This window comes from Arcicella sp. GW822-FHT02H01 (assembly GCF_058802005.1).
In genome coordinates, this window is the sequence record NZ_JBXANT010000001.1 from 308,888 (window position 1) to 320,896 (window position 12,009).

Here is a 12,009-nt window from a genome sequence, read left to right on the forward strand (position 1 = left end):
TATCTTATATGTATTAAGAATAGAAATATACCATTAGATAAATAATGATATACTTCTATTATTAATCAACACAAGCATCCTTTTAAATAATTAAATAGTTTACTAACTATCTGTACTAAAGAGTACAATCTAATTAATCTTCTTTACTCGTCCTGCCTTTAATAAAGCAAGAAATGTCCCTTTCTTTATTTGTTTCCCATGATTAGGCACTGAAATAATATTAGGATAGTCTTTATGTTTTAAAACAACATGACTACCATTTTGTCTCTCAATTACCCAATAATTGGATTCAAGTAAATTAATCAGAGTTTTTGAATCGTACTGCATTTTTCAGATTTGGTTTTAATTTTTTTTCCATTGCCATTTTTTTTGAGTTTTAAGATTAGTTATTAAGTACATTGTTAATACAAATATAGCAAATTTGCTATATTTTTGCTCTGTATGTAAAAGAAACTTTATATTTTTCAATAAAGTTCCAAGAATTCTAAAAAAAATAAATTTCTGATTGTAGCTTTTACTGTATTCACTATGCTTGTCATTTTTTACTATATAAAAAGGCCTGCTACAAAAGTGTAACAGACCTTAAACATGATAAGATAAAACCTTCTACTCAAACAAATTAAACCCACCATCCTTATTCTCAATAGCCCCCTTAGCCAGCTCCCGATACTCATCCTCATCAAGCTGCTTTTCATGCGGATTCAACACCGTACCTTCCTCAAAGAAATGCCCAAACCCTCTACCCAACCTTCTACCTCTTTCAGTATGTTTATCCAAGGCAACATCAGGCACTGGCGGACGCCTAAAGGGATGAGATAGCCAAGCCCAAATCAACGCCCAATCCACGAGCCTACTTTTCTTAGCACGACAAAGCTTGATAACAGCATGAGTTAGGAAAAGCCGCTGTGGCTCATTCTTATCATCCTTCTTTTTAGCCTGTTCTCGGTACATTTCATACAAAGCCCAAATCTCTGAAGAGATATTTTCCTCTGCCAATCCCACATCTTCGCTACTCATTATACGCAAGCGCTTAAAGCACCATTCACCATAGCCACTATCAAACAGCTCTACGGCCCAAAACAACGCTTCTTTCTCCATACCCCTACGGATACACTTCTGTAAAGCCGATATCACCTCGCTACCTTCATAGCCTTTATTCGTAATTATTTTATGCTGACTCATATCATTTTGATGGTTATTACTCCCTGTTCTATATTTACACTTACATCATGCCCTACATTAAACCCTGCTTCCCGTAGGTATTGCCCCGCAATCACGATTTTAGGCACTCTAGTTTCTTTCCAAATGCTTCTAACATATCTGCGAGAAACTTTTATTTTTCTAATTTTTTCAGTTATTTTTGTCCCGTTCATTATTGTAATTCATTTTACAGTAATTAAAGCCCAAGGTCGTTACTTGGGCTTTTTCTTTTAGTCAAATAATTCTTTCGGAGCTGGCGGTGCAAACAATGGCATATCGCTCACTCGCTTTTGCTCAGATTTACGCTTGGTTACTTTTACTTGGTAGTTCCCTACAAGCTCCAAAAACACTTTTTGTTCAGCCTGCGTCATTTTTTCAAAGTCTCGTCTTTTTATCATCGTCTTACAGATTTTAATTGTTTGGAAACCACTGATTGTGTAATCTTGCCTAGGCTAACTTGCCAACTAATTTTCAAACTGAGCGAAAAACTCACGATACCTGATTTGAATAGCTTCCATGCCATCATCATTACTCCGCGCATACGGAGCTTCTTTTTTAGGCCTAATTTTGTGTCCATTATTGTATTGTTGTTATTGATTTGATACTGTAAATTTCTCCCAGATTATCAAGTTTCAGAAACGCAAAACCTGCTGATATGACAGGCAGCCGCAGTAAATTTGGCAAGGCTAAAACAGGCTCATTTGCCCATTTTGCAGGATGGTAGGTTCCATTTTGGCAGGCTCGAATTTCCCTCTTTCTTTGGGCTTCGGTGGCTCAACTACCTTGCATTCATTGTCTTTTACATAGAAGTAACTATCCTCAAATTTTTCGATATGTTCTATCGTTGGTACACCCACTCTGTTTAAATGTGTATTAATTCGATAGCCAAACTTCCAAGTATAAGCCAGCGAGTCCATACAGCTCACTTCCCCCACACATCCGTGGAGCATCATATTAATAGCCGTCATCTTGGTACAAATCGGGTCGATATCCGAGCCAAATTGATAATTGCCCGGTGCATGGGCATGAGCCGATATCAACATTCTTCCTGAGCCACAACAGTTGTCTAATACCCTTTTGCCAAAACCCTGGTCGTCCTCGCCAAGAGTCATAAAAGTCATGGCATCTACCAAGGCACTAGGTGTAAAGAATTGCCCCAAGGCCGACGACTTCCAATGGCTAGAAATCGTTTCGTAGATTGTCCCCAGACCATCATACCAACTTTTATTCCCTCCCAAAACATCATTCATACACAGGATGTATTCTTTCAGCAGTTCGTCAAACAAGGCATACTCGCCCTTATACTTTTTCTGCAATTGTTCTGCTCGTTCCTTATCTCCAGTCGTCAGGAAACAGGCTAGCATATAATCTAGGTTATCGCTAAAAACATCGCTATAGCTACCATTCCGATAGGCGAGTTTATCCATTACCGCCGCAAACTTTTTTAGTTCCTTCGGTACTTCTTGTGTTAAATTCATAATCAGTAAATAAAAAAGCCACTCGGTCGAGTGGCTCTAGTGGGTTAAAATGGTACGTCGTTGGTTTCGATTGTCGGTTGATAACTGTTGGCTTTTATCATGTGATCGATATAATATTCTTTCACCGTAAAGCTGGTCAATGCTCGCCAGCGTTCTTCCAAAGCCTTCACTTTCTGAGCTGGAGGCGAAACATAAGTATTTCGGCGATAGGTTTTAACAAACTCGATTACATCTTCAATTTCAATACCCAACCCAGTAACAGTATTCATTTCCTGTACTTGTGTGTCAAGGTTCAAGCCCGATTTTGAAAACCAACTTTTTGACACATCGCCCAATACATTTTTATCTCCCCAACGTTCAAAGTCAGCCTTGGGAAATGGTATCAAAAATTCGTCAATAACGCTGTTTTTATCCATCCATGCCATAGCATCCAATTTGGCATCTTTCCACATTTTGCCAATTTCCAGCGGATTGATAGAATTTTCAAACAAATACACATCCACCAAATCAGGCGTCATATATTCATTAATTTCAGTGCTGAGGTAACTAAGATGAGAAATACTGTAGATATTCATTTTCGCACAAATCAATTTATCAAGAGTATTGATGTGCATTTGTCGGCCTACCTGAGTAGCCCACGCATTGTAGTCCGCTTCGCTCTTACCCGTTAGTTGGATATAGCGTTCCATGTTCTTACGAACCTTCGATTGTTCCTTTACTTCCGTCGTCTGGATGTTCATTATTGCGTTGATTTACAGTTGATTATTTGTTTTTTGATACTGTAAATTTCTCCCAACAGAACGGATAACAGAAAAAAAAATCCTGCTGATATGGCAGGATTAGGCAGTTATTTTGGCAATGAAAAATAACGATTATTAGATATTTTTAATTGTTCGATTTTTATTCAAATGATTTATATACCATACATTTAAATCAGGAATAATTTTACTATAACTCAAATCAGTACAGCACAGAAATAAAAGTTCAAATGATTTGGCAGAATAAGCAAAATCACTTTTGTAATACACACCTTTTTGTTTTATATATTCTGAGTTCCCCTCTTCAAATACAATTACACAATTTTCAAAAATGTTTAGCGCTATATACAACTCCCCAACATCTTTAATAATCATATTTTTATCATATAATAAATCAAATAATCTTCTCCTTAGGTTTAAGAAATTTTCAACCAAGTCAACATCTGTCCCAGCAATTTCTAAATGCTTTACGACTCTTTCAAGTACATAGCACCATTCTTTATATCTATCTTCTTTCATTTTATCTTTTGTAGCCTCAATAGAAGCATGCCATTGCATTAAGGTGAATTTTGCAATTATTACTGTAATGGTGGTTATGAATAAAGTTGAAAGATTTTTATATACCTCTAGATAATTATTTAATCCTTTAGGATTAAGGCAAAAGGAATAATCTTTAAAAAGAGTGATATGAATTGTAATGATTCCTAAAACTGAGAAAAACAATAAACTGTAAAATAAAATATTAAATGACCAAAGAGCTACTTTATTAGAAAGGTTCATATTTATTTAATTAGGCATTTCGGCTTCGTATTTATCTGCAAGTAATTCAGCTTCTAAATAACTAACTGTGATATCTATTAGGGTTTTTAAGTCATGAATAGTCTTGCTTTCCCATTTCTTGATATAATGTGTTTCATCGTTTCCTAGCCAGACAGCTCTTTCTGCAACTTTTTTTAACCTTTGATTATCAATCCAATTTTTAATACAATTACCTAAAAGAGCCTTTTTAATTTGTTCTTCCTGTTCTGGATTTTTAGAAATTAAATAATCTTTAATTAAAAACTCAAGAGCTTTTCTATAACCAATACCACAAATATCAATTAACCCCATTTGCTCAGCTTGATATGCCTGATTGTAAATAGATTCAAATGAAGGAGAACATACAATTATGATATCATTAAAACTCTTTCTATTTAAATTTTGAAGAAATGACAACCCCTCAAAATAATAATAACCATCATTTGAATTTTTAATGTAATTCGCAATAAATGTTTTTTTACATTTTGTATTTGGACACCACAAAAAGACGTCAATTTCATTTTCGTTAATAGTTTTAATGGCAGTCAAAATATTGGGAGTTATTTTTTGAAAACAGAAAGGGCAAGTATCTGATAATCCTCGAAATAGTCTATTCTCACCACCTATTAATTTAAATTCAAATCGAATCATAATGTTTTCTTTTAAAACGGCAATCTCAAGCTTTTCTGAAACTCATGAGCTTTACCTTGATTTTTTCTCAAGGTAATAATTTCTTTCCCAAAAACTTGCTGTAAATACTCAAAATCTTTTTGTTCAGCTTCAATATTTCTAAACTCAGCCAAACCCCCACGGTTCACAAACGTATCTTTCTGGGCAAAGTAAAAGCGTGTATCTTTCCAACCCCCTCGGTGGTGATGGGCGTTCAAACACGAAATCCAATAATCTTCGTTACAAATAATCTCAGGATTATACCAAAGCTTTGAACCTTTCAGTACCCCATGCGCACAACCAGTGAAGTACCCCGAGAGTTGGATAGGATTAAGGGAGTTAAAGGCAATAGGGTTAGGAGCCGAAGAGAAACCGAACAAAAACAACCCTGAATCCTTACAAGCCTGAGCTGTCACCCTGATAATTTCCGAAGCCGTTTCCGCATCCACAGTAGTTTCTTCGCCCTTTTCGGTATACACTCGTTTCATAGCGCTGATATCATCATCCAACATAAACACATCCCCAAAATGCTTTATAATCCAGTCACGTTTCAAAGCCAACCCTTTGATACTATCAGGATGGGTCACTATTTCGATATCAGGATTACAAGCACGATACAATTTTGCTTGAGATTCCTCTACACACAAAATAGCACCCGCCACAGCACTGGTGGTAAGTACCCTATCAAACCGCTTATGCGAAGGAATTACAATTTTTAAGTCCATCTTTCTATCACGTTTTTAGCGTTCAATACATGCGTTGAGCCAACCTTGCTACTTTTATAGCATTTCATCGTATCAATCCCTAGCTTTTCAGCCAAATGGTTTTCGTCAATCTCATTCGTACACACTATTACAATGGTGGTGTACTTCTCAGACATTTTCTGTACAATCGGCAATTCTGGTTCATCCTTTACCAAAGCTTCTTTACTATGAGCTTTGTCCAATTCATCCAGATTCAAACCATATTCGTCCAGCTCCACTACACTAGCAAAGTGTTCAGCCAACAATTCTCCAACAAAATCACCTTTCAAGGCATTGGAAATGATATTGTACTCTTTGTACTCCTGCTCAGTAAGTTTACGATTGGGTTTTCGGACGTCGGCCAGCTCATCGCCACAGCCACTTGCCATTTTAACAGATTGACGTTGATGGCCAGCGATAATCATATTGTCGAAATCCAGTACTGGTATTTCCACATCGCCAAATTTTTGATAGGACTCACGAAGTTTTTTCTTCGTCTGTGCATTCATCTTTCTAGGATTATGCTCAAAAGGAATCATGTCACGCCAAGCGATACGCTCAACGTGCCATTCTAATTTTATTGGTGTAGTCATTTGATTATATAAATTATACTTGTGTAAAAGTTATAGTAACATCACCCTCAATAGCATTAAAATTAACATTGAATGATTTAGTATATTGTTCACCAAAAGTACCAAAATATGTTAATCTTAACTGAAGGCTTGGTTTTATTCTTTCTTCAACATTCATAGCAACATCAAGCATAGTCCTATTCAACTTTTTACCATACAGCATAAGAAATAAATAAGGAATTCTATTTTGAATCGAATTTTCTTGAGAAATAAACAAAATATTCACTGGTTCTTCAATTACTTGATTACTAGCATCATAAGTCTGCTGTATAAAATTTATCACTTCATTTCTATCAAAAATCCAATCAATAGTCAAATTAATAGCTGGCCCTAATCCAGCATTACCAATAGTGATATTAGAATTAGGTGTAAAAAAAGGAACAGTTAAATTATTTCCTCTTAAGAAGCCTAGATGAACATCTTCATCGTCTGTATTTAAAATTAAATTTTGAGGAAATAATTCTGGTCTTCGTTGAGAAATTCTTGCAATAATTGTTTCTTCTCTACTAGCTATCAATTCTTTACTTTGCAGATATATAAAATACAGTGTTAAGCAGTTAATGATTGTACCAAAAATAGATACAATTATTCCAAATTTATTAGAGTCAAAAGTTTTTTGAAATTCAAATTTTTCGTTGAGTAAAAAAATGGCAACAATCACAATAAAAAAAGTAAGTGCTAATAAATAGGTGGTTATTCTTTTGAAATAGAATGCACTAACAGAAGTAATTCCAATTATTATAATTGATATTGCGTTATATAAAGTCATATATTAAGTTATTTTAAGTTTGCAATTTCAAATTAATCTCACTAAGCTGTTCCTGGTATATCATCAACTGTTTCCGCCACTCATTCACTTTTTCCTCAGCCTTATGAAACCGCACGTGCTTAGTTGGGTCAGCTATCTTTTTATCCAACTTACCAATTTGGTCTTTTATCAGCTTACGTTCCTGCTGTAAACTCATCCGCTTCAATCTGCTTTCTTCGCTCTCAACCTGCTCGCTTTCCTCTGCCGAGCTGGTCTCAACAGGCAAAGAGCCGTTCCGTTCCAAGTACTTCTTTTTATCCCAAATCCTTTCCACCTGATTCCGCAGGGCAATCGCCTGTTGCATCAATCCACCAGCGTTAGTGGCTTTAGCCAAATACGCTGCTACAATTTGATTACTAACATTTGCCTGCTCATCAGATAACTTCTTAGCCTGTCGGCTCAATTCCGCTTGATATTCATCATAATTGTTGGCATTGATAATGGTAGTTTCGCTTGTAGGCTGTACCACCTTTTCTTCAAAACCTTGGCTTTCTTGCTCCAATGCAGTCAACGCATCTTCAGCCAGCTCCAGCTCTTCTAATGTACAACGTTTGGCCTTGAAAAGCTGTTTTTTCAAGTTCAATACCATTTGGGCTTGCATGATGCGGCCTTCTAAATTCATTCTTCTGTGATTGCTTTAAGGAACTCTTGTAGAACGTTTCGGTAATAATATACTTGATGGTCAATAGTAGGGTCGTATCCAATCAGTCCAGAAATGTTAAAATCATTTTCCTCAAGGTACGAAATAATGGCTTCTCTAAGGGTAGATACCTCAACACCAGCATTTTCTAGGTGGTCTATCAAACTATCAAAATGTTCTGGAGCAGGTATCATAAAAGCCGATTGGTCTCTGCAAACAGATAGTGTTACCACAACAGTCACCGTACTTACAACGGCAAGCCAATCGGCAAGACCTTGCTTGCCGACTGTCATGGTAATGTATTTACTACTGTTTGCATGGCAAATATAGACAAAGCCCTTTAAACAAAAAAACCTAACAGGGCTTCCCATTAGGTTTTTTATAGGTTAAATCTTTGGCTCTGGCCGAACATCATCCGCCGTATCCTCAACAGGTTCTTCCTTCTCTGGAGGCTCAGGAACCTTATAAGCCAGCTCCAATCGCTCTTTCATTTCCAGCTGTAGCGCTTCAATTTCTTCCGCTCTTTCAGCTTCTTTTAATAGAGCAATATCCTCTTCGCTCATACCCTCATACTGCTTATTAGCTTCTACATGAGCAATAGAATGATTAAGCTGATTAAAGACATGAGCAAACAAATTATTAGCATACACCTCCCCATATATCGCAGCCACTGCCTTTTTAGCATTCTCAGTGATATTAATAGCCTTTTTCAAATCAGGTAATTTCATCTTCAAAAACGTTTAATAGGTGAATAAAAGAGGTTCCTTAAACCTCTTCTATATATTGTTTAAAAATCTCGTTCCCAGACTCCAGCAAAGCTTTTGCCTCTTCATCTGTCAGATTTTTATCCAGGATAACAGTACCCTGTTGGCTTTCCAGTCTAATACCATTCTCAGGCATATTGACCAACTTATATTTGCTTAACGCCATGATTTTAGATAGGGATTAAATTAAAACTGGAACATTAACAGCAGCTGCCAAAATCGGCGGAGCCATCGCCAAACCATCTTGGTCCATCTTTAATGTAAATTCACGCTTATCAGACCCTTTTAAGCCCGTCGAATGCGATTCCTTCAAAGAAAAACCATCTTCGCTATGTGAATAAACCACCATGTTTTTATCACCATGCTTCACAATCAACACAAAGCGCATGTTTAAGAATTTCCTAAAAGCCAGCCATTGCGCACTACTATAACCACTGATTTTTGCTTCTGCCATGTGCTTATATGACTCATGACCCGATTCCCCTTCCTTGGCATAATCAGCCTTGGCAGTATTATCGGTAAACTCAATTTTGGCAAAAGCTTTACCAGCCTTCAAGGGTACAGGTGTAATAATGGTTCCCGTAGTGGCGTCAATATCGGTTTCCTCTGGCCATGCTCTTGAAAAATCTTCCGTAGCACATACCAGCCACTTTTTATTACCACCAGGGTTTACCTTATTACATGGCGATTTAGGTACCGTAGTTAACGAAACGCAAAAAAACATTTCCGCAGGTAGTACCGAACCAGTAACCTGACCAAGGCCCGAGCATACCGCTCCAACTGCCAATAAGCCTTGGAAAACATTCCCAGTTTCCAAAACACTCGCCCCCAGCACCAAGCCAGCAAGCAAGAAAATAAATGAGACAACTAAATTTTTCATTGATTTTTTAAATTATTAAGGTGTTATTTGGGCTTTCGGTCATCGGCAATCAGCTATCAAAAAGCCGAAATCCGATGACCTAAAGCTGACAGCTCATAGCTCAAAGCTCACAGCTTACTTAGAATTCATTACAATCAAACGACCATCCGCATAGTCCGCACCCGCTTCACCATCCAAGAAAATCTTGATAGCACGGTCTTGCTTTTCAATACTGATACTAGCAATATCCTCAGCCGTACCCTCTGGCGCCAGATAGAACAAATTACCCGAAGGTGTCCAGAATTGCTTTTCAGTACCTCCCAAAAATGAACGCCATTTAATCGTCGTATTAGGCAACAAAGCCAATTTCCACACATTACCTTCTTTGAAAACCACTTGGTTACCAGCCGTAATAGGCAATGCCGCTACAGCATTCACCATAAAGGCATAGTGCTTAAAGGGTAAATACAATGTCGCTTCATCTTCAACATACTCCACCAATGTATCCGAAGCCACGATGATATCAACTAGTTTCTGGATTTCCGATAAGATATTAGCCTGCGTAATAGTCGCTACAGAAGTCGCCATGTTAGTAGTAGGAATATCACCCACACCACCATTACCCACTGTCAATACACCTTTCGTTAATTTGATGCCCAAACCATCAAAAAGGTTTACACCACCAACACCACCAGCCGCATTATAAACCCCTTTGAACACCGCCTGAGTCATATCCTTACCTGCTTGAGCAAAGATTCTACCCATATAGTAAGCCATCGCTTCAAATGAATAAATATCGCTTGGGTCGGTTGGTTTTTTGTTGGCTAAATACGATTTACTCCACGCATACAGCTCTACTTCAGATAATTTTAAATCCGCTTTAAACGGCTTAATTTCTCCAACACGTGCCTGTAAACTCACAGCATCGTTTGTAAAGTTGGTAGAGCCTGTACGCCCAGGTTGCAAGATGGCACTCGTAGTATCTCTAATCAATGGTACTTTGTCCTTGGTTGGAATTACCGAGAAATCCCCGTTTCGTTTTTCATCGAAACCATTACTCATTTTCAGCCCAAAAATTTTGGTGTAGTCACCCATGTTACGCTGAAGCTCGACCGCTAGGTCTGAAATTTTAATTGATGATGCCATCGTAGTATTATTTAATAAAAAGGTGAGAAAATAGCTGTAAGCGATAAGCTATAGGCAGTAAGCAAAAAAAGCCTACAGCCTATAGCATTTAAACCAAATCCCCCATCAAAGAAGGATACAGTGCTGCCAAGCGGTTCAATTCTTCCAAGGCCTTGGCATCCTTTTCAGCGGTCTTACTAACACGAGCAGGCGCACCAGCCGCACCATTGTTTTCAGTATTCACCGCCATATTGGTAGCGCTTTGCGAAGCCTTGAACTCTTTCAATTCCTGATTCTCCTGAGTGAGCCTTGTATTTTCCGCCTGAAAACCATTCATTTTTTGGTCCATAGCCGTCACAATACCCATTAATTTTTCAAGGGTTACAGGTTCTTCAGTAGTCGCCACAGCTCCTGTCGCTGGTGGCGTTCCTGCTGGTGGAGTAGTACCAGCTACTGGAGCGGTTCCAGCTGGAGCCGTTGTCGTTCCAGTACCTGCACTAGCAAGCAATTGTGAAGCAGTTGCTTCATCTGCCTTAATCGCCGAATCAATATCAGACGCCATTTTTTCTGTCAGGGTTGGCGAACCTACTAGGCCAGCGATGAGCTCACGAACCTTCTGAAACTTAATTTCCATAGTAGAAAAAATTAAAAAGATGTAAAATTAATTATTGCGTTTGTACTGTAATCCAAGTACATCCGCACGTTTAAGTGCATTCTGAAAACCCATAATGCCATCTGCCAAACCAATCTTAACTGCGTCTTTGCCATAGAAAATACTACCACCTGGGTCAGTTGTGAGGGCAACTCGTTTCTGCTGAACTTCCTGAAGGAATATTTTGCGTGAAGCGTCTAAAACTTTTTGCTCTTGAATGATCGCTTTTTGTTGATACTCTCCACTAAACGATTCAAAACCATTCAAGGCATTTTTATCCTCGGCACCAGCACTTCTGAGAATCAAATATTTCTCTCCCGCTTTCGCCAAAGCTTCCGACTTATCTACATATACGCTCATCGTTCCAATCGAACCCGCTGCCGTTATTTCGTTCTCCAGATAACATTCTAAACATTGAGAGAACGCCCAGAAAGCTGCTGAGCCTACCATATTAGTACCAAACCCTACAATAGGCTTAACAGAATCTCTTACAGATGCTGCCATATTTTGCGAACCGTTGAGCTGTCCTCCGGGCGAATCTACACGCCACAGCATCGCATTCACTAACGGATTACCGTTACATAAGGCAATTTGTTGGGTAAGCCATTCTGTTCCATCATTGTAGTAATCCCCATAGCGCTGAGTAGCTCCACGAGTGGTTAGCACCGCCACAAGTCCGTCTTTGCCTTCAACAGTTTCAATTCCCAACCATCTCAATTCTCTTTGAGTATAATTGTTTATCGTCGCCGAGGCAATCATTTCAACAGGCGTTTTGGTTATTTGACGGGAATCCAATTGATTCCCAGCCAAATAACGATTATAAAAATCATAAAAATGGCGCTCTTCGATGGCGAGCGGCCCTTGACCCAATAGATGTAGCATA

The 12,009-nt window shown here is 38.1% G+C and carries 20 protein-coding genes; all 20 read right to left on the minus strand.

Annotation, left to right across the window (positions count from 1 at the left end; genetic code table 11):
• Window positions 1-129 precede the first annotated feature (129 nt).
• Window positions 130-327, minus strand: a complete 198-nt coding sequence (locus AC1RNE_RS01280; RefSeq protein WP_492799251.1) for a type II toxin-antitoxin system HicA family toxin — start codon at window positions 325-327, stop codon at window positions 130-132.
• 279 nt (window positions 328-606) lie between these two features.
• On the minus strand, window positions 607-1,182 hold the full coding sequence (locus AC1RNE_RS01285; RefSeq protein ID WP_492799252.1) for an AAA family ATPase: 576 nt from the start codon (window positions 1,180-1,182) through the stop codon (window positions 607-609).
• On the minus strand, window positions 1,179-1,373 hold the full coding sequence (locus AC1RNE_RS01290) for a SymE family type I addiction module toxin (protein ID WP_492799253.1): 195 nt from the start codon (window positions 1,371-1,373) through the stop codon (window positions 1,179-1,181). The genes AC1RNE_RS01285 and AC1RNE_RS01290 overlap by 4 nt, the downstream gene beginning before the upstream one ends.
• 57 nt (window positions 1,374-1,430) lie before the next feature.
• Window positions 1,431-1,598 carry a hypothetical protein gene (locus AC1RNE_RS01295; protein WP_492799254.1) on the minus strand — a complete coding sequence of 56 codons (168 nt, stop codon included), beginning with the start codon at window positions 1,596-1,598 and terminating at the stop codon, window positions 1,431-1,433.
• A complete protein-coding gene (locus tag AC1RNE_RS01300; RefSeq protein WP_492799255.1) occupies window positions 1,595-1,777 on the minus strand; it encodes a hypothetical protein in 183 nt (60 codons plus the stop codon). The genes AC1RNE_RS01295 and AC1RNE_RS01300 overlap by 4 nt, the downstream gene beginning before the upstream one ends.
• 109 nt (window positions 1,778-1,886) lie before the next feature.
• A complete protein-coding gene (locus AC1RNE_RS01305) occupies window positions 1,887-2,678 on the minus strand; it encodes an N-6 DNA methylase (RefSeq protein WP_492799256.1) in 792 nt (263 codons plus the stop codon).
• Between the two features lie 44 nt (window positions 2,679-2,722).
• Window positions 2,723-3,418 (minus strand): hypothetical protein, encoded by a 696-nt coding sequence (locus AC1RNE_RS01310; RefSeq protein ID WP_492799257.1) that lies wholly within the window; start codon window positions 3,416-3,418, stop codon window positions 2,723-2,725.
• A gap of 135 nt (window positions 3,419-3,553) precedes the next feature.
• A complete protein-coding gene (locus AC1RNE_RS01315) occupies window positions 3,554-4,216 on the minus strand; it encodes a hypothetical protein (RefSeq protein WP_492799258.1) in 663 nt (220 codons plus the stop codon).
• A gap of 6 nt (window positions 4,217-4,222) precedes the next feature.
• Window positions 4,223-4,885, minus strand: coding sequence for a hypothetical protein (locus AC1RNE_RS01320; protein WP_492799259.1), 663 nt, complete (start codon window positions 4,883-4,885; stop codon window positions 4,223-4,225).
• Window positions 4,886-4,896: 11 nt separating this feature from the next.
• On the minus strand, window positions 4,897-5,628 hold the full coding sequence (locus tag AC1RNE_RS01325; protein WP_492799260.1) for a GREB1-related protein: 732 nt from the start codon (window positions 5,626-5,628) through the stop codon (window positions 4,897-4,899).
• Window positions 5,619-6,239, minus strand: coding sequence for a ParB N-terminal domain-containing protein (locus tag AC1RNE_RS01330; RefSeq protein ID WP_492799261.1), 621 nt, complete (start codon window positions 6,237-6,239; stop codon window positions 5,619-5,621). The genes AC1RNE_RS01325 and AC1RNE_RS01330 overlap by 10 nt, the downstream gene beginning before the upstream one ends.
• Window positions 6,240-6,252: 13 nt before the next feature.
• Window positions 6,253-7,047, minus strand: coding sequence for a hypothetical protein (locus AC1RNE_RS01335; protein WP_492799262.1), 795 nt, complete (start codon window positions 7,045-7,047; stop codon window positions 6,253-6,255).
• Window positions 7,048-7,060: 13 nt separating this feature from the next.
• Window positions 7,061-7,708, minus strand: coding sequence for a hypothetical protein (locus tag AC1RNE_RS01340; RefSeq protein WP_492799263.1), 648 nt, complete (start codon window positions 7,706-7,708; stop codon window positions 7,061-7,063).
• On the minus strand, window positions 7,705-8,019 hold the full coding sequence (locus AC1RNE_RS01345) for a hypothetical protein (RefSeq protein WP_492799264.1): 315 nt from the start codon (window positions 8,017-8,019) through the stop codon (window positions 7,705-7,707). The genes AC1RNE_RS01340 and AC1RNE_RS01345 overlap by 4 nt, the downstream gene beginning before the upstream one ends.
• 93 nt (window positions 8,020-8,112) lie before the next feature.
• Window positions 8,113-8,454, minus strand: a complete 342-nt coding sequence (locus AC1RNE_RS01350; RefSeq protein ID WP_492799265.1) for a hypothetical protein — start codon at window positions 8,452-8,454, stop codon at window positions 8,113-8,115.
• A 37-nt stretch (window positions 8,455-8,491) separates the two neighbouring features.
• Window positions 8,492-8,656: a hypothetical protein gene (locus AC1RNE_RS01355; protein ID WP_492799266.1), complete on the minus strand. Its 165-nt coding sequence runs from the start codon at window positions 8,654-8,656 to the stop codon at window positions 8,492-8,494.
• A 15-nt stretch (window positions 8,657-8,671) separates the two neighbouring features.
• Window positions 8,672-9,370 (minus strand): hypothetical protein, encoded by a 699-nt coding sequence (locus AC1RNE_RS01360; RefSeq protein WP_492799267.1) that lies wholly within the window; start codon window positions 9,368-9,370, stop codon window positions 8,672-8,674.
• A gap of 114 nt (window positions 9,371-9,484) precedes the next feature.
• The gene (locus tag AC1RNE_RS01365; protein WP_492799268.1) at window positions 9,485-10,495 is read right to left on the minus strand and encodes a hypothetical protein; all 1,011 of its coding nucleotides are present in this window, start codon (window positions 10,493-10,495) and stop codon (window positions 9,485-9,487) included.
• Window positions 10,496-10,583: 88 nt separating this feature from the next.
• The gene (locus AC1RNE_RS01370) at window positions 10,584-11,108 is read right to left on the minus strand and encodes a hypothetical protein (protein WP_492799269.1); all 525 of its coding nucleotides are present in this window, start codon (window positions 11,106-11,108) and stop codon (window positions 10,584-10,586) included.
• Window positions 11,109-11,135: 27 nt separating this feature from the next.
• Window positions 11,136-12,008 (minus strand): S49 family peptidase, encoded by an 873-nt coding sequence (locus AC1RNE_RS01375; RefSeq protein WP_492799270.1) that lies wholly within the window; start codon window positions 12,006-12,008, stop codon window positions 11,136-11,138.
• Window position 12,009 lies beyond the last annotated feature (1 nt).